The sequence below is a fragment of the Botrimarina mediterranea genome, assembly GCF_007753265.1.
GTDB lineage: Bacteria > Planctomycetota > Planctomycetia > Pirellulales > Lacipirellulaceae > Botrimarina > Botrimarina mediterranea.
Map to the genome: position 1 here is coordinate 2,804,891 of NZ_CP036349.1, position 24,599 is coordinate 2,829,489.

The 24,599-nt window shown below is 64.6% G+C and carries 13 protein-coding genes; 2 read left to right on the forward strand and 11 right to left on the reverse strand.

Features of this window, described 5'->3' with window-relative positions; translation table 11 throughout:
- Nucleotides 1–183: 183 nt before the first annotated feature.
- The 4 genes from Spa11_RS10965 to Spa11_RS10980 form a co-directional block, all read right to left on the reverse strand.
- Nucleotides 184–3,663 (reverse strand): efflux RND transporter permease subunit, encoded by a 3,480-nt coding sequence (locus tag Spa11_RS10965; protein WP_145112127.1) that lies wholly within the window; start codon nt 3,661–3,663, stop codon nt 184–186.
- A 2-nt stretch (nt 3,664–3,665) separates the two neighbouring features.
- Nucleotides 3,666–4,985 (reverse strand): efflux RND transporter periplasmic adaptor subunit, encoded by a 1,320-nt coding sequence (locus tag Spa11_RS10970; protein WP_145112129.1) that lies wholly within the window; start codon nt 4,983–4,985, stop codon nt 3,666–3,668.
- Nucleotides 4,986–4,987: 2 nt separating this feature from the next.
- Entirely contained in the window at nt 4,988–5,434 is a 447-nt protein-coding gene (locus Spa11_RS10975) for a MarR family winged helix-turn-helix transcriptional regulator (RefSeq protein ID WP_145112131.1), read from the reverse strand.
- A gap of 124 nt (nt 5,435–5,558) precedes the next feature.
- The gene (locus Spa11_RS10980) at nt 5,559–6,959 is read right to left on the reverse strand and encodes a glycoside hydrolase family 28 protein (protein WP_145112133.1); all 1,401 of its coding nucleotides are present in this window, start codon (nt 6,957–6,959) and stop codon (nt 5,559–5,561) included.
- Between the two features lie 171 nt (nt 6,960–7,130).
- Between Spa11_RS10980 and Spa11_RS10985 the strand changes: the two genes are divergently transcribed.
- Complete coding sequence (locus tag Spa11_RS10985) at nt 7,131–8,012, forward strand: sugar phosphate isomerase/epimerase family protein (RefSeq protein ID WP_145112135.1); 882 nt, start codon at nt 7,131–7,133, stop codon at nt 8,010–8,012.
- On the opposite strand, the gene Spa11_RS10990 is transcribed toward Spa11_RS10985, so the two are convergent.
- From Spa11_RS10990 to Spa11_RS11000, 3 genes are read right to left on the reverse strand one after another with little or no spacing between them, the layout of a single operon-like run.
- Nucleotides 8,000–11,320 (reverse strand): glycoside hydrolase family 2 TIM barrel-domain containing protein, encoded by a 3,321-nt coding sequence (locus tag Spa11_RS10990; RefSeq protein WP_145112137.1) that lies wholly within the window; start codon nt 11,318–11,320, stop codon nt 8,000–8,002. The two genes, Spa11_RS10985 and Spa11_RS10990, sit on opposite strands and share 13 nt — an antisense overlap.
- Nucleotides 11,313–12,380, reverse strand: coding sequence for a glycoside hydrolase family protein (locus Spa11_RS10995; RefSeq protein ID WP_145112139.1), 1,068 nt, complete (start codon nt 12,378–12,380; stop codon nt 11,313–11,315). The genes Spa11_RS10990 and Spa11_RS10995 overlap by 8 nt, the downstream gene beginning before the upstream one ends.
- Nucleotides 12,381–12,382: 2 nt before the next feature.
- Nucleotides 12,383–15,538, reverse strand: coding sequence for a glycosyl hydrolase (locus Spa11_RS11000; RefSeq protein ID WP_197529910.1), 3,156 nt, complete (start codon nt 15,536–15,538; stop codon nt 12,383–12,385).
- A 238-nt stretch (nt 15,539–15,776) separates the two neighbouring features.
- Here Spa11_RS11000 and Spa11_RS11005 point away from each other — a divergent pair, with 238 nt between their 5' ends.
- A complete protein-coding gene (locus tag Spa11_RS11005) occupies nt 15,777–17,555 on the forward strand; it encodes a glycosyl hydrolase (RefSeq protein WP_145112143.1) in 1,779 nt (592 codons plus the stop codon).
- A 12-nt stretch (nt 17,556–17,567) separates the two neighbouring features.
- Here the strand turns inward: Spa11_RS11005 and Spa11_RS11010 are convergent, their stop codons facing one another.
- The 4 genes from Spa11_RS11010 to Spa11_RS11025 form a co-directional block, all read right to left on the reverse strand.
- The gene (locus Spa11_RS11010; RefSeq protein ID WP_197529911.1) at nt 17,568–19,409 is read right to left on the reverse strand and encodes a glycoside hydrolase family 3 protein; all 1,842 of its coding nucleotides are present in this window, start codon (nt 19,407–19,409) and stop codon (nt 17,568–17,570) included.
- 31 nt (nt 19,410–19,440) lie between these two features.
- A complete protein-coding gene (locus Spa11_RS11015) occupies nt 19,441–21,285 on the reverse strand; it encodes a cellulase family glycosylhydrolase (protein ID WP_145112145.1) in 1,845 nt (614 codons plus the stop codon).
- Nucleotides 21,286–21,383: 98 nt separating this feature from the next.
- Nucleotides 21,384–23,249 carry a sodium:solute symporter family protein gene (locus Spa11_RS11020; RefSeq protein ID WP_145112147.1) on the reverse strand — a complete coding sequence of 622 codons (1,866 nt, stop codon included), beginning with the start codon at nt 23,247–23,249 and terminating at the stop codon, nt 21,384–21,386.
- Nucleotides 23,250–23,360: 111 nt separating this feature from the next.
- Nucleotides 23,361–24,386 (reverse strand): glycoside hydrolase family 130 protein, encoded by a 1,026-nt coding sequence (locus tag Spa11_RS11025; RefSeq protein ID WP_145112149.1) that lies wholly within the window; start codon nt 24,384–24,386, stop codon nt 23,361–23,363.
- Nucleotides 24,387–24,599: the final 213 nt, after the last annotated feature.

The window sequence follows — 24,599 nt, forward strand, 5'->3', positions numbered from 1 at the left end:
TCATCGACGGAAAGCGTGCTGGGGGAGGGACTGAGCCCACCGCCACAATCCGACACGAGTCCAGCCCGGGGCTCCGGTTTCGAATACGGGCGTTCTATCCCCAACCAAGCGACGGCGGTCGCGTCAGCCTTGGCGAGAAGCGCCTCAGTCAAGAAGCCAAATCACGCCCGCGTGACCTACGCACTAAACCGCCATCCTCGGCTCGGCGTCGTCGGCCTCGACGACTTTCATGCGTGCGCGCCGGCCCCAGAGGAGCGACCGTAGGCCCTCCTTCATTTCGAGCGTTAGCGTGAACAACGTCGGGGCGAGCACCAGCGTGAAGACGGTGGACACCAACAGGCCGCCGAGCACGACGCAGCCCAGGCCGCGGTACAGTTCGCTGCCGGCGCCGGGGAAGAGCACCAGCGGCGCCAGGCCGAGCACCGTGGTGACGGTCGTCATGAAGATCGGCCGGACGCGCGTCCGCACGCTCTCAAGCACCGCCTCCCGCGGCGTGTAGCCGTCTTCGCGGATGTGGTTGAGCGCTTGGTGGACGATGAGGATCGGGTTGTTGACGACCGTCCCGATCAGCACGACGAAGCCGAGCATCGTCAGCACGTCGAGCGGCTGGGTGACGAAGACGTTCAACACCGCGAGGCCGAGCACGCCGCCCACGGCGCCGAGCGGGACGGTGAGGATGACCACCAGCGGGTAGAGCCACGACTCGAACAGCGCCGCCATCAAGAGGTACGTGATCAACAAGGCGAGCATGACGTTGAAACGCAGAGAATCCCAGGTCTCACGCAGCTTGTCGGCGGTGCCGGCGAGGCCGATCGAGTAAGGTCCTTCGAGCAGGCCGGTCTCTTGCATCGCCGGGATCACTTTTTGCTGGATCGTCAGCATCGCGTCTTCGAGCGCTACCTCGGGCGGCGGCGAGACCTCGATCGTGATCGCGCGGACGCGTTCGCGGTGGTTGATCTGCTCGGGGCCACTGGCGAGCTTGATGTCGGCCAGCGCGTTGAGGGGGACAAGCTGCCCGAGCGGCGTCGCCACCGGGGCGGCGCCGACCTTCTGCGTCTGGTTGGCGAAGCGGTTCTCGCCGATGACCGTGAGGTCGATCTTCTTGCCCTCGAGGAAGTAGTCGCCAACGTAGGCGCCGTCCACCAACGCATCGACGGCGAAGCCGATGTCGGTAGCGTTCATCTGCGTCTCGGCCGCTTGCAGCAGCTTGGGCTCGACGTGGACCTCGGGGTTGGAGAGGTCGAGGCTCGGCGCGGGTCGGGCCTGCGATCCGGGCAAGTGCTGGGTCACGGCGCCCATCGCCACTTGGCCAAGCTTCACGAGCCGCTCGATATCGGGGCCGGTGATCTCGATGTCCACCGTGCGGCCGGCGGTGAGGCCGTCCTCGAAGAGGCTCGATTGCTTGGCGACGGCGAAGGCGCCGGGGAGCTTGGCGCCGACGCGAGAGACGATCGGCACCAGCTCGGCCGAGCGCAGCGGGTCTTTGGCGCGGACGCCCATGAAGACTTGCCGGCCGCGGACGACGAAGAAGAAGTCCTCGATCGCCGGACCGTCGAGCTTCGATAGATCGGTCGAGGAATCGACGTCCCAGTAGGGTTGCAGCTCGCGCTCGACGGTCTCGCCGAGAGACATCATCTGATCGATGTTGTACCCCGGCGGCGGCAAGATGATGCCGAAGACCAGATTGCGGTTGCCGGTCGGCAGGTACTCGACGCGTGGCCAGAGCACGTAACTCACGCCGGCCGAGACGCCGACCAGCGTGGCGATCGTGGCGAACTTCCGGAGCAGGCCGCCTTGGATCCAGGCGTTCAAGCCGACGATGCCGCCAGTGAAGCCGGCGCCGAGGCGATTCACCAAAGCGAGGCGGTTGGCCTGGCCTTGTGGTTCGTCGGGCTGGTCGGGGACCTCGGTCAGCAGCCGGGAAGCGACGGTCGGGATCACGATCACCGAGACGATCAGCGACAGGCTCACCGCGGCGGTGATCGCCAGGGCGATGTCGCGGAAGAGCTGGCCGGCTTGTTCTTCGACGAAGACCACCGGCAAGAACACAGCGACCGTCGTCAGCGTCGAGGCGACCACGGCGCCCCAGACTTCCTGGGTGCCACGCGCGGCGGCCACCAGCGGCGTCTCGCCAAGCGAACGACGCCGGTAGATGTTCTCCAGCACGACAACCGCGTTATCGACGAGCATGCCCACGGCGAAGGCGAGGCCGGCGAGGCTGATGACGTTGAGCGAGCGCCCGAGCATGCCGAGCACGAGGAAGGTGCCGATGATGCTGATCGGGATCGCCAGCCCGACCACCAACGCGCCGCGGGCGAACCAGAAACCGGCGCCGACGATCAGCGCGAGGCTGACCGCGAACCACCACGGCGATACGTAAGTCGCCGCAATCGCCGTCGCGAGGATTGCCGGGCCGAAGACGACTGCGCGGAAGCCGAAGTGCAGGAAGGCCATCAGCACCAACATCGTCAGCGCGCCGCCAACAAAGATGTTGCTCTGCACCAGATCGACCGACGAGTTGATGTAGTCGGTCTCGTCGTAGACCTGCGTCAGCAGCAGGCCGCGGGGGGCGAGGAGGTCGTTGTTAATCTCCGCAGTCGTCGTGCGGAGGCCGGCCATGACGTCGAGGACGTTGGCGCCCGTTTCGCGGATGCAGTTGACGCCGATACAGGACTCGCCGAATCGCCGCATCACGCCCGTTGGCTTCTTGTGACCGAGCCGGACCTCGGCGACGTCGCGGACGTAGACCGGCGCCCCGTCACGCACCGCCAAGAGCTGCATTTCGACCTGCTCGGGCGAGCGGAACTCGCTCAGCGCCCGCACCACGTACCGGCGTTTGCCTTCCCAGAAGTCGCCGGCGGAGGTGTCCTTGTTCTGCCCGCGGAGCACGTCGCGGACCTGGGTGAGCGTCACCTGCCGGGCGGCGAGCTTCTCGGGATCGACGACGACCTGTAGCTCGTCTTCGAGCCCGCCCATGACGTTGGCCTGTGAGACGCCGCCGACGCGCTCGAAGCGGGCCTCGATCTCGTCTTCCGCGAAGCGGAGGAGCGTGGGGATCTCTTGCTCGAGCTGGGGCTTTAGCGCTTCAGCCTCGGGATGATCGGCGGCGAGCCGGCGGATGCGGAGCAGCTGCAGGCCGACGTTGTCGGTGGTCTTGATCTTCTCGATCTCGCCTTTGAGGTCGGGATGGGCCGCCGCGAACTCGTCGAGCTGTGCTGCGGTCGGCGGGGCGGGGCCGAGGATGAACCAGGCGATCGGCCGGCTCGATGAGTTGGCGGTGATGATGACCGGCTGGTCGGCGTCCTCGGGGTACTCGGGCACCTGCTGCAAGCGGCTGTTGACCTTGAGCAGCGCCTGGTCCATGTCCTCGCCGACATTGAACTCGAGGATGATCGTGCTCTGCGAGTCGGCGCTCTCGCTGGTCAGCTTGCGGACGCCCTCGACACCCTTGAGTTGTTCCTCTTGCTCGATGGTGATCTCGCGCTCGATCTCTTGCGGGCTGGCGCCGGCCCACATCGTGGTGACGGTGATCGTGGGCGTCTGCACCTCGGGCGTGAGTTGCATCGGCATCCGGTCGAACGCCACATAGCCGAACAGCGCCACCAGCAAGACGCCGACGGCGACCTTGACCGGGTTGCTGATGAAGGAGTCAACGAGGTTCATCGTCAGCGGCTCGTTGCTTTAAGGGGGGCGGTGGGGCCATCGACGGCGAAAGCAGCGGCGGGCTCGTTGACGCTTCCGATACGGATCGCTTGCCCGGGACGGAGGCGTTCGTTCCCTTCGACGACGACGAACTGCCCGGATTCGAGGGCGCCATCGACCTCGATCAGCGCGCCAACCGCGACGCCGAGCTTCACGGGGACGGGAGTCACTTTGCCCTCGCCCCCCTGCCGGGTGTCGCCGTCAACGACGTAGACCATCGGCTGCGCGCCGCCGAGGACGATCGCGTCCTTGGGCGCCATGGTCGCCTGCTGTTCGGCGCCGATCGGGAGTCTCACCCGCGCGTACATGCCGGGCTTGAGCACGGGGCCGGCGTCGGTGATCTCGTTGGTGACGACGATCTTCACGGGAAATGTCCGCGAACGCTCGTCGCCTTGCGGGATGATCTCCGACACACGACCGACGAAGAAGCGGCCTTTGAGCGCCGGCACTTCGATGTTGACCTCCGATCCAGGCATGACGAACGGGATGCTCTGCTCGACAACCTGGGCGACGACCTCGACCTCATCAACGGCGATGACCTCGGCGACGGGATCGCCCTGGTTAACCCACTGGCCTTCCTCGGTGCTCTCGGTGACGACGTAGCCGGCGAATCGAGAGATGATGGTGTGCTTGGTGAGCTGGTCGGCGAGCCGTTCGGTGACGGCTTCTTGCATGGCGACCTCGGCGGCGGCCTGCGCGATCACTTCTTTACGATTCCCTGCGACGGCCAGGTCGTAGGCTGCTTTCGCTTCGAGGTACGCCCCCTCGGCCTCGGCCGCTAGGGCGATCGCCTCTTCGTACTCGTCGTCGGTGATGACCTGCTGTTGGTGATAGACCTTTTCGACACGGCTGCTGCGGGCGTTGGCGAAGTCCCGACGCGCCTGGGCGGCCGCCATCCGCGCGCGGGCCTGAGCGATCTCTTCGGGCCTCAGACCATTCCGTAATTCGGCGAGCCGTTGGCGGCGAAGCTCGAGCTCGGCCTTCGCCGCGTCGAGTTCGAGGTTGATCGTGTCGGTAAGCAACTGGGCAAGCGTCTGCCCTGCTTCGACGCGGTCGCCCTGGTTGACCGGGAACTCGACGACGCGACCCGCGACAGCGCTGCCGATCGTCGCCCGGCGGAGCGGCTGGACGGTGCCGACGAAGGTCTGCGAGGCGGCGACCGTCCGCGACTCGACCGGCGCGATCACCACGCCGGGGGGCGGGGCGCCTGGAGGTTGGGCGTAGGCCACGGCACTCAAAGAAGCCGCCGCAAACGCAAACAGCAGGGAAGGCTGGGAGGACATGGTTACCTGGCCAGGGCGGGGGCTTCGAGGTTTTCGCGGACAGCGGTGAGGAGCCGGTGTAGCTCGTCTTGATCGCGGCGGCTGAGACCCGCGACGGCTTGTTCACGGACGGCGCGCCCGCAATCGGCGATCTGGCGCCACTGTTTCATCGCGGCGGGGAGCGGGTGGATGAGCTTCTTACGGGCGTCGTCCTCGCAGGGGCGTCGCTGGACGAGCCCGGCCTCTTCCATGCGGTCGATCACGCCGACGAGGTTCGGCGGCTCGACGAGCAGCATGTCGGCGATCTCACGCTGCGTCATCGGGCCTTCGGCCGCCAAGCAGCCGAGCACCTGGGCTTGGCGGAAAGTGATGCCGTGCGGCGCGAGGGCCTGCTGGAGCGAACGCATGAAGGCGTGGTGGCCCATCGCCATCCAGTAGCCCACGCTCGCCTCGAAGTCGTACTGCAACATGACGCTACCGCCAGCGGAAGTGACAATATTGTTATAGTAGTAACTATCTGTCGGATGACCAGTTCACCGGCGGGTGGGCGGTCCGCTGAGTGAGGCAGCCTACGCTGGCAGCGGCCGCGGGCGTTTAGTCGATGAACCGCGGCGGTTGGGCGTTTTCGCCAGAGGCCTCAACCGCGGGCCTCTGGTCGCCTCCGAGCCCGAAATCGACCCGCTCGAGGACGACGCCCTGGGCGTCGAGCAGGCGGATCGTCGGGTCTTCGGCGATGATCTTAGAGTCACGCACGACGACATCCACGGCGTCGGCCAGGTTCAGTGAGCCTTTGCTTTGGAGGTTGAGCCGTTCGAGGACGAGCCGCGTCGCGGGGCTTTCGGGAATGCCCTTCACTTTGACGGCGTCGCCACCGGCTTGCCCCACGACATCGCGGACGGTGATGCCGCGGTAGTGCGGCGTTGCGGGGCCAACGGGTCGGCGTGGCAGCCGCTCGCCGAGTTCTCCGACGTACAGCGGCGAGCCGATCATGTCGAAGAAGATGGCGTGACTCAGGGTGCGTAGCCTTAGCCGCTCGACGACGAGGTGGTCGCCGCCGCCGCCGCGCGGCCGACGCGTCTTGAAGTAGGCGCCGAAGCTGACGCCGTCGAATACGCAGTCGTGGACATAGACGTTGCGGACGCCGCCGGCGGTCTCGCTGCCGGTGGTAAACCCACCGTAGCCGCCCTGGGCGTAGCAGCGACGGATGACGACGTTCTCGGACGGCTTGTCAACGCGCAGCCCATCTTCGTTGCGGCCCGACTTGACGGCGTAGCAGTCGTCGCCGGTGTTCGTCGAACAGTACTCGATGAGCACGTTGCGACTCGAGTCGACGTTGACGCCGTCGCCATTGACAACGCCGAGGCTGTCGATCGTCACGCCGCGCACGACGACACGGTTGCAGTAGATCGGCACGACGTTCCACATCGGCCCGTTGCGGAGTGTAACGCCTTCGATGAGCACGTCTTGGCAATCAACGGGACAGATGAAGTACGGCCGGAAGTAATGGCGATCTTCTTTCCCGTCGAAGACGCGCGAAGCGATTGGCGATTCGGGATCGACAATCTCGTCCGACAGTCCCTTGCGAGCCTCACGCACAGGGCCGCTATCCGGGCCGAGAAGGACGCCGCGGCCGGTGATAGCGATCCGCTCTTGCTTGTGGGCGTATACGAGGCCGCCGAGGCCCATCATCTCGAGCCCTTCACAGCGGGTGAACACGGGCGGCAGGTAGTCGGCGATCTCGCCCGCGAAGCGAAGCACGGCGCCCTCTTCGAGGTGCAGGTCGACGCCCGAACGCAATGTAATTCTTCCGGTCGGCCAATCGCCGGTGGGAACCACGAGGCGCCCACCGCCAGATTCAGCAAGCCGATCGATCGCCGGTTGTATGGCGCCCGGCTTCGGCGGCAGCGGCAGCCGTACTTCGCGATCGGCGAACTTCGGGCGTACGAGCGTCGGCATCGGGAAGGGCGCCGCGATCGGTTCGATCTCGGCAGGCATCGCCGCGGGGCCTACATCCTTGTGGTCGAGCCTTCCTGCCGCGCCGGCGTATGTTAGCGGCGTTGCGATGTACAGGACTAAGCCCGCTATCAAGACAGGGAGCCACGAGAGCCGAACGCGCCGCGATAGGCTATTAGTCGAATTACTTCTCATTACGCTGGGGTTTCCCTGATGCTTCGACGCGACTTCCTGAAGACAACGGCAGCCGCCGCGGTCGCTAGCGTGACGCAGCCGACCTTCGCCGCAACCGAGCCGCCGCGCTACCGCGTGGCCGTGTGCGACTGGATGATCCTCAAGCGGCAGAAGCTCGGCGCGTTTGGTCTCGCCGACGAGATCGGCGCCGACGGCGTCGAGGTGGATATGGGCGGACTCGGCCAGCGTGAGACCTTCGACAGCGCCCTTGCCGACGCTGCGACGCGCGAGAAATTCCTTGAAGAGTCCGCTAGTCGTGGCGTGGCGATCTCTTCGATCGCGATGTCGGGCTTCTACGCGCAGTCGTTCGCTGAGCGGCCCACTGTGCCGCGAATGGTGGGCGACTGCCTGGAGACGATGAAGGCGATGGGCGTGCGGGTCGCGTTCTTGCCGCTGGGTGTGCAGTCGGACCTCGTGAAGCATCCGGAATTGCGGCCCGCGGTCGTCGAGCGGCTCAAGCGCTGTGGCGAGCGAGCGGCCGACGCGGGGTTCATCCTCGGCGTCGAGACCGCTTACGACGCGTCCCGTGAGGCCGAGTTGATCGACGAGGTCGATTCGCCCGGCGTGCGGAGCTACTTCAACTTCGCCAACGCGTTGCAGAACGGCCGCGATCTGGTCACCGAATTGCAGACGCTCGGCGCCGGACGCATCTGCCAGATCCACGCCACCGACGAGGACGGCGTTTGGCTGGAAAGCAATACGCGTCTCGACATGGCCGCCGTCAAAGCGGCGCTCGACGCGATGGGTTGGTCGGGCTGGCTGGTGGTCGAGCGATCGCGTGACGCCAGTGACGCTCGCAACGTGCGGCGTAACTTCGGAGCGAACGTCGCGTACTTGAAGCGGGTGTTTCAAGGCGCCTGATCCTGCGAGTTGAAAGCCGCGCGCTCACGGCGAGCAACCACAGCGGGGTCTTCGTCAGCGCTGAGCGGCGCAATCGCGAATCGCAGCGTGTGCTCAACGGGCAACACCGCGTATCGCTTCAGCACTCCCGGCCCGCAACTGCTGTTGCCCAGGCCGCACTGAGCGGCGTCGATCGACAGGACGGACTCGGCGCGCGGCTTGAGATCGACCCAGCGCTTCGCCGTGGCGAGGTCAGCGGCGGTATAAGGGAGCGCCGAGAACGCGAAGGGGTCGCCCGTCGCTGCGACAACGAGACCCTTGCCGTCCTTATCAGTCACTGCCGCCCAGCGCGTCTCTTCATGAGAGCCAGTCTCCTGCGGGCGCGGGTACGGCGTCGCTTGTTCGCAGACAACGCCTTGATAGCGGCCGATGTCGCACGCCGCTTGGCGATCGGGATAACTCTCCCACGGGCCGCGACCGAACCAATCGAGTTGATCCAAGCCGGCGACTAATGAAGTCACGACGCCCAATCGCGGCAGGGGCGGCAACCGACCGGTGGGTTGGAAGCGGCATTCAGCGGCAATCTCGCCAGCGCCGTTAATACGCCATGTTGTTACAAGACGGATGGCGCCGCCGTGCGTCTTGGCTTCGACAATGGTTGCGATCGTTGTCTGCGACACGTCCCGAGATTGAACAGCGACGCTGACGGGCTCGACAGTGAGTCGGTCGAGACCCGCATCGGTCCATTCCTTCGCCAGCCATGAGCCGAAGCCGCGATCGTTATCGGTCGGGGCGCGGTAGGCTTGCAGCGTGAAGGGTCGGGCGAGGACTTCGGCGCCGTCGTACTGCAACGAAACGAGCGTCGCTGTATGCCGATCGAAACGAGCGGTGAATCGCGGCCCCTTGAGCCGCACGCTATCCGCCGTCTCTTCCACTTCAAGCGGCTCTGCGGTTTTACCCAATACCTGCCGGACTTCGGTAGCGGGTAAGGCGAATTGTGCAGCGGCGATCTCCCAGTGGGCCGGCGACCAAGCGGTGGCATTTGGTTGACGAAACGAGACACGTAACCAGCGTTCGCCCGGCGTGTTGTCGAAGGGGACGGTGAGGACAAGCGGCTGCGTTGTCCGTTGAGGCGTGCTGAGCGGCGGCAGATCGCCTTCGGCAATACTCTTCCCTTCGACATCGAGGCGCCAGTGGGGGATGAGCCCGTCGAGGCCGACGTGATCCCGTCGATTAGTAACCCGCAGGGCGACGCGGACGCCTTCCTCATTGCGGTGCGCGCCGACCATCTCGATTGCGATCGGCTGGTAAACCCGCCGTACCTCTTCGTACTTGGCGGTGAGCGATCGGTCCGCCATGACAACGCCGTTGAGGCAGAAGGCGCCGTGGTTGGGCTCGTCGTCGAACGCGCCGCCGTAGCCGATGTAGGGCTTGCGCTCGACCGTCCTCGTGAGCAGGCCCTGATCGGACCAGTCCCATAGGAATCCGCCGAGGAGGCGATCATTCGACCAGATCTCTTGCCAGTACTCGGGTAAGTTGCCGACGGCGTTCCCCATCGCATGGGCGTACTCGCTGGTCAGAATCGGCCGGCTGTCGTTGCGACGATCGGCGATGTCGAGCAGCCGCTCCCAGCGGGCGTTCTCGGGCCGCTCCACCGCTGCCGGGTCTTGCGGCAGGTCGGGGTGCAGATAGGCGTTGCGGACCCGCGGGTAGAAGCGGCTGATGACATCGACCGCCGCGGGGTCGGGCTCACCTTGGGCGCCTTCGTAGTGTACGAACCGCGTTGGATCGGTCGCCTTTGTCCAGGCTGCGCAGGCGGCGAAGTTGGGCGCCCAGCCCGACTCGTTGCCGAGAGACCAGCCGATCACTGAGGGGTGGTTCTTGTCCCGCTCGACGAGTCGGACGACGCGATCCATGAACGCCGGCGCCCAACTAGGTTCATTCGCTAGCTTGCCGCGGAGACCGTGCGTCTCGAGGTCGGCTTCGTTGAGGACATACATGCCGAGACGGTCGCACAGCCCGTACCACCGCGGGTCGTTGGGGTAATGAGCGGTGCGGACGGCGTTGATGTTGGCGCGTTTCATCAGCTCGATGTCGCGACGCATCGATTCAAGCGACAGCGTGTGCCCGGTGACGGGGTCGTGCTCATGCCGGTTGACGCCGCGGAGCTTGATAGGTTTACCGTTGACGAGAAACCTTCCGTCTCGACTCTCGATCTTACGGAAGCCTACATCGCATCCCGTCGTCTGCACGACGCTTCCGTGGTCATCCACCAGCGAAAGGACGAGCCGGTAGAGGTTGGGCGTCTCGGCGGTCCAGAGTCGCGGCGCTTTAACGGTCGCATGCAGCCAGCCGAACGGACCGGCGCCGCGTTGTGGGGTGCGTTCGACGAGGACCGCGGCGTCGCTTGTGAGATTGAGGATGGGCTCGGCTTTGTGCTGGAGAGATTCGGCTAGCACCGCATCGCCTTCGGTGTCGAATAAGTCGGCGCGAATGGTCCAACCATCGAGCGGATTATCGGCGTCGAGCTTGATGTCGATGGCGAGCTGGGCGTCGCGGTAATGGGAGTCGAGGTCGGTACGCACGGTGAAATCGGCGATCCGTGCCGCGGGCGTGGCGACGAGCAGCACCTCACGGTGGATGCCCGAGAGGCGCCACATGTCCTGGTCTTCGAGATAGCTGCCGTCGCTGTAGCGATAGACCCGCACGGCGATGGTGTTGGCCCCGGTCTGCAGCCGACTCGTGACCTCGAACTCCGCCGGCGAGCGGCTTCCTTCGCTGTAGCCGACGAAGTCGCCATTGACCCACGTCTCGAAAGCGCCTTCGACGCCGGCGAAGTGCAAGAAGACGCGTTTGCCTCGCCATTCGCGTGGCGTCTCGAACTCGCGCCAATAGCTGCCGACGGGATTGCGATCCTTGAACGTCGTCCAAGTTGACGGCGGCTCGCAGGTCACGCGCGGCGGGGCGATGCGGAACGGGTAACCCGAGCTCTTGTAGATCGGCGTTCCGTACCCGTGCATCTGCCAGCTCGATGGCACAGGCAGCCTCGCCCAAGAGGAAGAGGGAAAGCCATTCAGCCAAGAGTCGGCGGGCGCATCGGCGGGCGTTGGCGCCCAGTCGAACCGCCAATCGCCGCAGAGCGACTTAACTAGCGGCGACACTTCGCGATCGCCGACACGGGCCGCTTCTACCGACGCGAACGGCCAGAACGTTGCTCGTGCGGGGAGGCGGTTGCGGTGGTAGACCTGCTCGTTCTCCCAGACGGGCTTCTCAGCGCGGGCGTTCGATCCGACGCACAGTACCAGAAGGATGGCGGCGAGCTTACTCATCGGTGGCTTCCACCGGCTGCGACGTGGCCAGCGCTATCGCTCGCACCTTTTCGCCCACCGAACAGTAGAAGTGATAGACGACGCCATCGTGCTTGATGAACCACGGCTTGTGAGCGAATGTTTCGTCGAACGGCTCGGAGGGCTCAATGAGGTTGGGCCCTTCCCACTTCGTCCAGTTCACGAGGTCTCGTGACACAGCGAACGTATCGAACGCCCGCGGTTTCCAGCCGGCGCCGAAGTACGGCATCACCCAGAGGTCGTCCATGCGGATGATCTGTGGGTCACCCGAGATGCCCTTGCCGTTGTCGATGACCGGTCCGTCGCCGAGGCGGCGCCAGTGGACCATGTCGTCGGAGACCGCGGCGCCGATACGCTCGACCCAGCCGCCTTTCTGCTTGCCGTTGTAGAACATGACGTAGGGGGCGCCGAGCGATTGCGTCTTGTCATGGAAGATGGAGCTCTTGTAGAGCGTTGCTTGCTCGAACGGTCGGGCGTCCTCGTCCTCGGGGCTGAGGACAGGGTTCTCGACGAGGCGTGTCCACTCACCGGCCTGCGTGGGGTCCTTGGACCACGCCATGCCGATCGCCAGCGGATCGGTCTCGTAGCCTTGCTTAGCGCCCCCGAAGTAGCTGAGCCAGTACTTGTCGTCGTGTTGGGCGAGTTCATAAGATCCGCCCCAAGCGGTGTCGACCAGGGCGATGCCGCCGTCGGCTTGCCAACGGTCCCAGCCGTCTTCGCGGAAGCCGAGGATCGTGCCGACGATCTCCCAGTCGACGAGGTTGTCGCTGACGGCGAGACGCGTCTCGTAACCGACCAGTTCCTTGATGCTCACGAAGATCATCCACCAACGGCCGTTGTGGCAGAAGATGCTGGGACAGTCGTACATCTCGCCCTCGGCGGGCGTAAGGACACGGCCGACTTTGTGCGGTGTTTGCAGCTGGCTGTAGACACGCTGCATCGTGGCGTCGTCGATGGCGGGGTCCTCGGCCAATAGGGGAACCGCCAAGACGCCGAGTGCGCCAAGGATCGCGATGAAGGGAATGAGTCTAGTGTGGAGCACGGCTATTGCTTGCGAGCGGGTTGTTCGATGAGGAGTTGGATTGGCCCGAGGAGGCCGAACGGTGTGAGATCGTTGTTGGCGAGTCGGACGGGGGCGGAGGTCCATGCAGTGCGATCCGCTTCGGGAAGCGATCGTTCGGCGACGAGGCGATTCTTCCAGGTGCTGGGCGTCACGATTGTCATCCGGTTTGTTCCAGACTGCAGCGCATCGGTGACCTCGACACGCCACGGCGCGGTCCAGGCGACGCCGCAATCAACGCCGTTGACGATCACCTCGGCGAGAGCTGCGGCGCCGCCAACTTGCAAGGAGATGCGTCCTTGCTTCGGCGGCGATTCGATCTCAAAGGTGGTTTCGTAGCGGGCCTCTCCAACGAAGTCCTGTAGCTCCTCGTATACGGTAAGATCGCCCAGAACCGTGAGGGATCGTGAGAGGGGCGCTTCACCAACAGCTGGCGCGAACGTCAACCGCCAAGGACCGCGGATCTCAGCTAGGAAGGAGGCTTTGCCGAGCAGTGGCGCCGTTGAGCGATCTCGCAACACGATCACTTGCGATTGGGCCGGCTCCAGTTGAAGCACGAGCTTGGTCCGTTCGTCGCCAATGGCGTCGATCTCACGTCGCACGCCACTAACTGGGTCCCATACCTCGACAGCGCCCGCCGTCGCGCGCAGCGAGAGGTCGAGCCTTTGCGGTGTGTTGCGTTGGTTGCTGACAAAGTAAGCGTCCCAACCGTCGCCTTTGCGATGCGTCCACGCCACTCCGTCGATGGGCTCGAAGTCGCGTGCGAGACCCTTGCTCGACAAGTCGGATTCGGTCCACATTGGGTCGCCCGTACGATGTACTAATCGGTACTCCTTCTCGGCGATCACCTCAGGCGGCACAGAGTCGTACTTGTAGCCTCGTAGCGGGTCGAGCCAGTCACCGGGGTCTGGGATGCGCGCCGAAGCTCGTACGCCGGCTGGTTGTTCGCGTTGCGGTTGGCCTTCATTGGCGACCCGGCGGCGCTCGCGCGCTACGAAGTCGCGTCCGAGTAAGCCGGGTGTGAGCTCAATGAGTTTGTCAGGCGTAAGTGCGCGGCGTGGGTAGTCGTCTCTCATCTCGACTGCGACATCGACAACCGGCTCACCGGCTTGCAGCACCGCTTGGCACCGGGCGAGGTAGTCTATCCAGCCACGAGCGCCGCGTATCCAGGGCTGGTCGCGTTGGAAGTAGAGGCCGACGCCGCCGAGGGTTTGACCGGGCTTGCGGTCGAGCCAGGGGTTGTGCGTCCAGACGTGGAACACGAGGCGATTGGCGCCGAGCGCCAGGTTGCGGTCGCCGAGAAGTTTAAGCGACCGGGGAGTCTCATCCCAACCGATGCGGAGTTGCGTGAACGCCTCGGCCTGGATGACGCGCTTGCCGTAGACGTGGGCGCCGCTGATCGCGTCGAGCATGTCAGTGGGCTTGTCGTGCGTGGGGCTCTCGAGCCAGAACTCGCCCATTGGCGCGTCGAGACGAGCGAAGTGCCGCAAGGCGTCACCGGGCATGGTGGGCGCCGTGCACTCGCCGCTGAAGCGTAGACCCCCCTCGTCGGCGATCTGGCGTAGCGATCCGTAGAAGCGTTCGGCAAGCAAGTCAGCGATCGTCGCGCGGACGTTACGGAGGAACCGCTCGGAAGCAGCCGCAGATTCGATGGGGATGCCCGCCATTGTCGGGAGCCACTTCGTGAGGTCTTTGCCGTTGCGATGGCGATACTCCTCGGCGAAGTCGGCGGTCCAGTTCTGGGCGCCACACTCCCAGCTGTCGAGATGCAGCGTGGTGAGGGTGCGACGCATCGCGGCGGCGCCGATCTCGTCCGCAATTTGGCGTCGCGCTTCGCCGTACCAGCGGTCGTACTGCAACTGCGTGGCGCGGTTGGAGAGCTTGTCGCACTCGAGGCCGATGCCGCCGGCGGTGGCGTTGCGTTTACCCGTGGAAGTGTGGCCGAAACGCAGGATGAGCCACTCGCCCTCGGGCGCATCCCAACGTAGGCGGCCAGCCTTATCGACTTGCTTTGATAGATCGATGATCGAATCGATCGGCACGCAAACCCTGGTTGGCGCCTGTGCGTCCGTCGTCGCGGGGCTCTGCCTCCAGACCTCGCCCGCTTTGCCGCGGTAGTGATGGAGGTTCGGCCCGCTCGACAGGACAATCGACTGTACTTTGAGCACGGACGCCCACTTCGCCGAGTCGAGGTCTTCGGCTCCTGGCTCGCTACCTACAGGCGTCCACGAAAAGCGGTACGACCTGCTCGTGGTCTCAGGCAGCGCGTGAGTGACAGGACGCCCTTCGTCTTGCCAGCCGTGTCGCGGCGCTGCGAGTCGTGATACGACGCGCCAAGAGCCGCCGCTGTCTTTCGCCTCGACTCGCAATCGCTGGCATTGGTAGTTGGAGCCGTCGGGCGAGATCGTCACCGAGCGGGCGGTGAAGGGCTCGTCGAAGTCGTAGCGAATCCAGCACGGCTTGTCGCTGCGGTAACGCTCCTGGTTGTCGGGCTTGGCGAGGCGTCCTGCACCGGGATCACCAGCGCTCGTCGTCACCGTTGGAGGCTGCGAGGCGCTGTCGACGCCATGGCCTACTGGACAGGGGAGAGCCAATGTCGCGATGTCTCGGTAGTAGCCTTCGCGGGTCTCGGGTTGCGGCAGCTCGATGTCGATTTGCAGTCCGCCACTGAACGTGGCTTCGCTCCAGACGACTTTCTGCATCGAGAACTCGGGCGTGATCCATGGCCCACCAGCCGTCGCAAAGCCGTCGCAGAGGTGCATGCCGAGTTGCAGGTCGAGCCGATCTGCCTCGCGCGCGGCGTGACGGATCATCCGCCAGAAGCGCGGCGAGAGCTGAGTCGCAGGCGGCTCGTAAGCGGGTGGCGTGGCTGGGCCCTGGATTGGCATCAGGTACGCGCCGCCGAGTCCGGCGTCGCGCATCGCTTCGAGGTCAGCGGTGATCCCCTCGGGGCTCACCGCGCCGTGCATCCAGTACCAGAAGACCCACGGCCGCGCATCGGCGGGGGGGGCGTCGAACGCGGCTTCGAGTTGCTCGATCGTCTGCGCCGCTATGTTCGACGCGCCGAGCACCAGCGACACGCAAGCCACGAGAAGACGGACGCGCGAGAACGTCGAGCGACGTACGTCACGCAGCCACATACGGAGTCGACCGAAGGGAAAAGATTGGGGGCAATCGGCCTCGAAAGCGAGCATCTCTCTATCGTATCCAGGGCTCGGTGATGGCCGGTGAATTGGGGCCTTCTTTTGCGTCAGGGCGGGTTGTCGATAAGAACGCGATGAGGGTGGCGAGGTTTGTTTTGTTTTTGGCCACCGCATCGGTTAAAATACTTGACTAACGAGTTGTTCTCTGTCAGCCATCGCATTCAGGTTGGGCGCCGTGCGTGCATTTCTCACCCTGCTGACGCTGCTGATCGCGCTGACGGCGTTCGGGCAGACTTACCGGTTCGAGGCCGAGACCGGCGTCATCACCACGTCCGGTTCGAACACCCGGGTCGCGTCGTCGGTCGCGGGCTACTCGGGGACCGGGTACGTCACGGGGTTTCCGAATCAAGACCCGGTGGTCGATCTGCTCACCGTGCCGGCTTCGCTCGATGAGGGGCTCTACGACCTCTACGTCGGCTACCGCGCGCCGTTCGGGCCGAAGGGCTACGAACTGTTGGTTGGTGATGAGGCCTCATCGGGGATGTTCGGCGAGTCGAGTGCGTTCGCCGAGCACTTCGGCGGTCAGTTCTACCTCGATCAGGGAGCGCTGGATGTCCGCGTCAGTGAGGGGTGGGGCTACTACGACATCGATTACTTCGAGTTCCGCTCGGCCGAAGTCCGCAGGCCGCTGCCCGTTGAGCCGGTGTTGTCGAACCCCACGGCGACGCCACGCACGCGGTACCTGATGAACTACCTTGCGGATAACTACGGCACACAGACCCTCTTTGGTCAGCAACGCGAGTACTACAACCCGCCGGCAATCATGACCCCGGGGGTGCTCAGTCACACCGGCGGGATGTTTCCGGCAATTGTCGGCGGCGATTTGTCGGACTACTCGCCGTCACGCGTCGCGTTCGGCGCCAACGCCAACGGCGAGTCGGAACGGTTGATTAACTGGGCGCAGCAATCGGGTGGCATTGTCAGCCTGATGTGGCACTGGAATGCCCCAACGGGCCTGATCAACCAGCCAGGCCAAGAATGGTGGCGGGGCTTCTACACCGACGCGACGACGTTCGACGTGGGCGCGGCGTTGGCGGACCCGGCGTCGCCGGAGTACGCGCTGCTGCTGCGCGACATCGACGCCATCTCGGACGAACTGCTGAAGTTCAAGGCGGCGGACGTCCCCGTGCTCTGGCGGCCGCTGCACGAGGCGCAGGGCAACGACTCTGGCGCGTGGTTCTGGTGGGGCGCCAGCGGGCCCGACGCCCTCAAGGAGCTGTGGGGGCTGATGTACGACCGGATGACCAACCATCACGGCCTCGACAACCTGATCTGGGTTTCGACCGCCCAAGTCGAGGCGTCGAACTGGCAAGAGTGGTACCCCGGTCATGACCAAGTCGATATCGTCGGCGTCGACATCTACAGCAACGACCCGACCGACAACATGAGCCCGCAGTGGCTGGAGTTGTTGAACGAATTCGACGGCGAGAAGCTGATCGCCCTCAGCGAGACGGGCTCGTTACCTCCGCAGGAAGTGATGGAGCGTTACGGCGTCTCGTTCAGTTACATGCTCCCTTGGAATGAAGACTTTCTGACCAACGATCAGTCGGCGGCGACGGTGCAGGGGATCATCGGCGACGACGACGTCGTGGTGCTCAGCGAGCTGGCGACAATGCCCTGGCGGCAGATCAATCCCGCGGCGGCCGGAGATTACAACGGCGACGGCAGCGTGGACTCAGCCGATTACGACGTATGGACCGCGATGTACGGCCTCACGGGCGGCGCGCCGGCCGACGGCAATGGCGACGGCGTTGTCGACGCGGTGGATTACACCGTATGGCGCGACGCGATGGCGGCGGCGGTGCTGGCCGTCCCGGAGCCGAGTGCGTTGACGCTGTGTGCCGGGCTTATCGGCTCACTGATCACCAAGTCCAGGAGCCCACGACGCGAGTCGTGGGAGCCATCCTTGGACCCGGTTCACTCCCACGACTCGCGTCGTGGGCTCTCGAACTAACTGATGCTGACATCAGTAGCACAAGCCGTGGCCGTACGGGTACAGCGGCTCGTAGTTCTCGTCACCGATGTTGATGGGGTGCTGGTCTGCGGACTTGGGCCACGTGAACGAGAGCTTGCCGGTGGGGGCGTAATCGCCTAGCAGCACGTCGGCGACGCCGGCGCCCTCGGTGCCAGGAAGCCAAGCGGCGACCACCGCGGCGCACTTATCAGCGGCGTCGCCGAGCACCAATGGCCTGCCGGAGATCACGACGAGAACGACGGGCTTGTCCGTGGCGACCGCCGCTTCGACCGCGTCTTGATCTTCGTCGCTGAGCTTGGGCTCGTCGGTGTCGCCCGTCCCTTCGGCGTAGGGTTTTTCGCCGACCACGACGACAATCGCTTCGGCTTGGTCCGACTCGGCGACGAGGCGATCATTGGCCGCATCGGCCAGGGCGTCGCGGATCGTGACGCCACCGGTGGTGACGTCGCCCGTTTTCCCTTGCCAGTCAATCGTCCAGCCGCCGCACTGCATACCCAGGTCGTCCGCCGCCGAGCCGGTCACCGCGAAATTGCCGTCCTTAAGTGGCAAGACGCCGTCGTTCTTCAGCAGCACGAGGGACTGTCGAACGGCGCGCCTAGCGACTTCACGATGCGGCTCGGAGCCGAAGCTGGACGCGAGGTTCGCGTCGGACATGATCACTGGGTCGGGACCTAAGAGGCCCATCGCCGCTTTGACGCGGAGGATGCGCCGCACGGCGTCGTCGATCCGCTCCATCGGGACGGCGCCCTCGTTCACGAGCTCGGTGAGCTTCGTGACGAATTCCTGGTACCGCTCGGGGACCATCACCATGTCCATGCCGGCGTTGATCGAGAGGCGGATGCACTCTTTGTAGTCGCTGGCGAGTTGGTCGATGGCGTTGTAGTCGGAGATGAGGAAGCCCTCGAAGCCGAGTTCTTCTTTGAGCACCTCGGTGAGCAGGTAGTGGCTCGCCGAACACTTCTCGCCGTTCCAGCTGCTGTACGAGGGCATGATCGTGCCAACGCCCGCGGCGATCGCGGCGGGGTAGGGCGCCAGGTGGACGCGGCGCAGCGTGGCTTCGTCGACACGAGTGTCGCCCTGATCGAGACGCAGGCGGACGCCGGCACGGAACTCGCTTGAGCTGGCGTCGCGTTTCTCGGCGGAGGTTCCACCGTCGCCAACAAAGTGCTTCGCGCAGCCGAGCACCCGCAGGGGGTCGGCGAGGTCGTTACCCTGTAGGCCGCTGACGGCCGCAGCGCCGAGCAGCGTCGCCAACGCCGGCGATTCGCCGAAGCCTTCGTAAGTGCGGCCCCAGCGGTCGTCCTGCGGCACCGTCACGCAGGGGGCGAAGTCCCAGTTGACGCCAGTTCGACGCATCTCGATGGCGGTGATGCGATGGACTTCTTCGACGAGCGACGGGTCGCGCGTGCAACCGAGGCCGATGTTGTGTGGGAAAATGACCGCGCCAATCACGTTGCTGTGCCCGTGCACGGCATCAACACCGTAGAGCAGCGGCACACCGAGTCGGGTGGCGAGCGCTTCGCGCTGGCAGGCGTCGTTGGCGCGGGCCCAGGCTTCGGGCGAGTTGCCGTCTTTCGGGTCGGAGTTGCCGCCACTGAGGACCGAGCCGAGCGCGAGCGTGCGGACATCGCTGAGGTCGCCGAGGTACTGCAAGTCGGCTTGTGTCATCTGCCCGACCTTCTCGGCGAGCGTCATGCGGCCGAGCAGCTCGTTGGCGATGTCGTCGTAAGCGGAGAACTCCCCGGGCTTGTGTTGCGCAAGGGTTGCGACTTGAGCCGTCGAGAAAGAAGCTGCAACGAGGGCGAGCACCAAAACGAAACGGCGCGTCATCATCGGAAAACCGAGGGCAGGAGTTTTTTGAAGATCACGGCGCGTCGTAACGTATCTCCACCCGAGAGAGCTGGATGGGGCCGGGAACAGTTTCCGGCGCAGTGATCGTGACGAGACGCCCTTGGCGATCTTCCGTCATCGCCTCGACGAGCGTCGGGGTCAAGTAGCCATAGTCTCCCGCCGGGCGATTTGGCGTTTTTATTGTTGTTGAAAGCGGTACCGGGTCGTCGGCGGCGTCTAGAGAAACAGTAACTCGTGGCGCCGCTGCATCGCCGCCGAAGGCGTAGACGGTAGTACTCACCACTGGACCTGGGACCGCATACGTGACGCTCGCCCCCGGGCTCAACGAGAGCCGGCTGGGGTCCTCCTGAACGGTCCGGGCGTTCCCCGCATCCGCCGCCACGTCGCCATCGGTCGAAGCGATCAGCTCAAGGCTCGCTAGTTCATCGACGAGGGCGTGCGTCGCCGGCGTCACGGGTCCGACCATGTTCGACGGCACCGCTGCGCCGGAAGCGTTCTTGGCGACGACTCGGTAGTAGTACGACTGGCCCGGTGTCGCCGACGCGTCGGCATACTGGGGGCGGTAGTAGAGAGCGGCGTCGTCAACGCCTTCGGCGATCGCTTGCCATGGCCCCTCGGCGCTGGATGATCGCTGTACGACGTACGAAGAGGCGCCGGTGGAGCCTCGCCACGACAGGCGAGCCGGGTCCTCGATCGGCAGTAGCTCAGCTGGCTTCGGGGCTGGCAGTTCGGGTACCGACTGGTCGCGAATCTCGTACGCTTTCGCACGCATCATTTCCAGTAGTGCTGACTCGTCGTAGGCGTCGCCCGAGGCGAAGCCGGGCCAGTGGTAGGCCTTGTAGCGCCCTTCGGCGGCAGGCTCGGAGTGGGCGTAGAAGCCGCCGTCGCGGTTGCGGAACCGAAGGCTCCAGACCAAGACGCCGATCGCCTTCGACTGGATGGCGTCGTCGAAGACTTGCCGCATCTCGTCGTTGGGGATGAAGCCCACCTCGCCGACGAGATAGGGCTTCTTGCCGGCGGCGTCGGCGATGGCTTGGCGAACGGCTTCTGGGATCGGCTTCGGGCCGGGGTAATGATGCGTCGTGACGATATCGACGTTTGGGTCCTCGAGCGACCACTCGGGCACGCCGTGCAGCGAGCGGCCATCCATCACTAGGTGGTTCCCGTCGAGCGACTTGATGTAGGCGGCGATCTCTTTGGTCCACGACGCCGGCGCGTCGATCTCGTTGCCGGTCTCCCAGCAGAGGATTGCTTTGTCGTCCTTATAGAGCTGTCCCGTGACCGTGTTGCGGCGGTTGATGAGGTGATCGATCGTGCGTTTGAAATCGGCGATCAACTGCGGGTCGGTCCAGAAAGAGTCGTCGGGCTTGTCGCGGAACGCCTCGTACTGTCGGATGCCGCCCCACCAATGCCACTGGTCCACCAGCGGGATGAAGACGCGGACCCCCTTCTGGTTAGCGATTGCCAGCACACGATCGAGCGCTTGGAACGCTTCTTCATTGAACTCACCCGGCGCGAGGACGTGGACGTGGTCGCCCATGTCGGAGCCTTCACGCTTCACGCTCAGCACATAAGTCCGCACGGCCGTGCCGCCCATCTGACGGGTGCTTTCGAGAGCGTCGGCGATCTCGTAGTCGTTAGGCCAGCGCCACGGCGATTCGCCGAGGAATGTGAAAGCGTCCTCGACGTTGTGCAGGTTGGGGATGTTCCAGGAGATGAACCGTAGCGGCTCGTCGCCGTCGTAAAGCTGATCGCCTTGGCGGGTGACGAAGTGCTTGAAGGCGCTGTCAGCGCCGCATGCGAGCGTTCCGAAGAACAAGAGCGTGGAGAGCGTTAGTAGTGCTGGCAGCGGCGTCATTGTGAGGTCGCCATCGGATTAAGGAGGAACCGGGGGCTAGGGCCCCGCGGCTGATTCTAGTTGCGGATTCTCATCAGCCGGCACGCGTTAGCGTCCAGTTAAACCGCTCCTTCGGGCGCGTAACCATCAGGATAGTCTTGGAGCTTGTCGTACCAATTGAACTTGAGAACCGCCGACGTAACCACGATCACCCCGACGCACCAGCCGAGCGCCGTCCAGTCTCGCAGTACGAGATAGATGCCTGCCGCGGTCAGCGCGGTCTGCCAAGCGATGGCGATGGCGACGTTCACCGCGTCACGGCTGAAATCATGGTTGGCAGCGAGGTCGGGGTTCGAAGTAAGTAGCTGCTCACGCACGGGTCCCCAGCAGCCCCAGGGACGCACTTTCAAATAAAAGTGCTGGAGGACTGCTGGGTCGTCGGGCGCCGTCAGTAGGCTGCCGGCGATGCACCCGATGAGCGAGATGGCGAGCGTTACGGGAAAGAGGGCGAGGTTCGTCTCGAAGCCGCCGATCTGTGGGTACGTCTTAACGATGGTGGCGATCATCATCGCGGAGCCGATGCCGCCGGCCATGCCCCAGAAATAGCCCCAGCCGTTGAACCGCCACCAGTGCCACTTGAGCACGTTGGCCGCGACGTAACCGCCGTAGAGGGCGCCGACGATCCAGTTCACGACGTCCTTCAGATCGTCGATGACGAAGCCAAAGGCGGTTCCTGCGATCACGACGACGACCGAGGTGAGGTAGCTCATGCGGACATAGGTCTTGTCATCGGCATTCGGGTTGATGTAGCGCTTGTAGATATCGTTGACGACATAGGCTGGCGCCGCGTTGACTGTCGCGGCGTAGGTGGACATGAACGCCGCCAACAACGCCGCGATCAACAGTCCGAAGAGGCCCACCGGAATAAACTCGCGCATCGCGAAGGGGAGGATCAACTCGAAATCAACCTCCGATCCCATCGAGTTCAGCTCATCGGTGAAGAACACCAGAGCGAGCACGGCGAGTCCGGTGATCAGCATGTAACGCGGCACGAGCAGCACGAGGCTCACCAAGCCGCTCATCAGGGCCGCCTCTCTTGGCGACTTGGCGGAGAGGACTCGCTGCATGTCGTAATTTGGCGCCGGGCCGGCCATGCTGGCGAGGACGCCCTTGAAGAGGCATAGGCCCACAAAGAGTGAGAACAGCTCCCAGCCGTCGCCGGTGATTTTGTCGTTCGCCGACGGCAAGAGCCCCGACCAATCGAGGTTCAGACGCATTCCGAACCAAAGGTCATGCCAACCGTCGGGCGTCGCCGCGGCAATGAGCTCGGGCGTTGTTTGCTGCATCGCGATCACGCCGACGCCGATACAGGCGGCCGTCATGATGCCGAACTGCAGGACTTCAGTGAAGACGACACTGAACATGCCGCCTTTCACGACGTAGAGCGTCGTCACGGCGGTGATCGCCAAGCCCCAGAGGTTGGCGTTAGTGGCGGGGTCGGTCGATAGGTGCAGCGGCAGGAAGGTCGATGCAAACTTCCCGATGCCAATAAAGCCGTAAGCGAGAAAGCCCACCACGTTGATCAACGCGAATAGCACCACGACCAGGTGAGCGAGCTGTGCGCCGCGGCCGTCACCGAAGCGGAATCGGATCCAGTCGGCCCCGGTCAGCACGCCCGAACGGCGCAGCCAGACCGACAGATAGACCATCATCACGACTTGATTGAAGACGGGCCACAACCAAGGAATCCAAGCGCTCTTCACGCCATAGACGAAGAGCCAATAGACCATCAGCATCGTGCCGCTGATGTCGAACATGCCCGAGGCGTTGGAGAGCCCGAGCATGTACCAGGGGATCGTGTTGCCGCCGAGGAAATAACTGCGGAGGTTTTTTGAGGCCCGCTTGGAGATCCAGAACCCGATGCCGACCGTCGCCGCCACGTAGGCGGCGATGATCGCCAGGTCGATCGGATGGGCGCCGTTCATACGAGCGCGTGTCGCGGCTAGAGAGGAGGGGGTAGCGTCGTTGACAAGCGGCGCACGGCTGGCCTGGCGCGCGGCTGGGCGACACGCTGGATCAGCACGGAATTCTGCGGACTAGAATACCGCCGAATTCGCCTTCGTGAACTCGACCAACTCGGAGAGATTCGCGTAGGCGAGCGCTGTACAAGTGTCGGCGGCGCCGTAATAGATCGCCAAACGGCCCGTCGGCTGGTCGCACAGCGCGGTGACGGGGAAGACGACATTCGGCACGTGGCCCGACACCTCGTAATCGGCCTCGGGCGTGAGCACGTGCTGGTTGGTGCGGTAGAGCACCCGCCATGGCTCGTCGAGGTCCAGCAGCGCGGCGCCCATGCTGTAGACGAACCCGTTGCAGGTGTCGATGACGCCGTGATAGATCATCAGCCATCCCTCGGGTGTCTCGATCGGCACGGGGCCGGCCCCGATCTTGGTGCGTTGCCACCACTGGCCGACGTGATCGCCCCCCTTACGCATCACGAGGCGATGCCGTCCCCAGTGAATGAGGTTTGGGCTTTCGCTCAGGTAGATGTCGCCGAACGGCGTGTGCCCGTTGTCACTCGGGCGGCTGAACATGTAGTAGGCGCCATTGATCTTCCGCGGGAAGAGCACACCGTTGCGGTTGAACGGCAGAAAGGCGTTCTCAAGCCGTTCGAAGGTGCGGAAGTCCTTGGTGCGGGCGAGGCTGATCGTCGGGCCGTTGTGGCCGCCGCACCACTGGACGATGTACTCGCCATCGATCGCGGTGACGCGCGGGTCGTAGGCGTAGTGGCTGGGGTCGTCCTTCCAGTTACTAAAGACAACGGGCTCGGGCTCGAGTTGCCAATCGAGTCCGTCTTCGCTCCAGCCGACGTGCAGCCGCGGGAAGCGATCGGTTTTTTCGAGACGGAACACCCCGGCAAAGCCGTCGCCGAACGGCGTGACGGCGCTGTTGTAAACACCCTGCACCCCGGGCTGCGGCGCGCGGGGGATGACCGGGTTTTCGCGGTGGCGCCAAACAACTGCCTTGCTGCCCGCCGGGCGGTCCTGCCAGGGGATGTTGGGGAGCCCTTGCGACGTCGCGACGCCATTGGCATTGCCGCGAGCGCTGAGTACTTCTGCCACCTTTGGCGCCTCGTTGTGAGATGAGTAAGCGAACCGACTTAGTGGGTCGGCGAGTAGCTGAATGGGTCGCGAGTTAGCTGAAAACCGTCGCGTTCCCGCAGCGATTGAGTCGTTTCGCTGTTCCACGACTTCCGACGCGATCGCACGTGACGCCGTAGCGATTCGTCCATCAGGTAGCAGACTAACTGACCTCGACAAGCTGCTCAAGTAGTT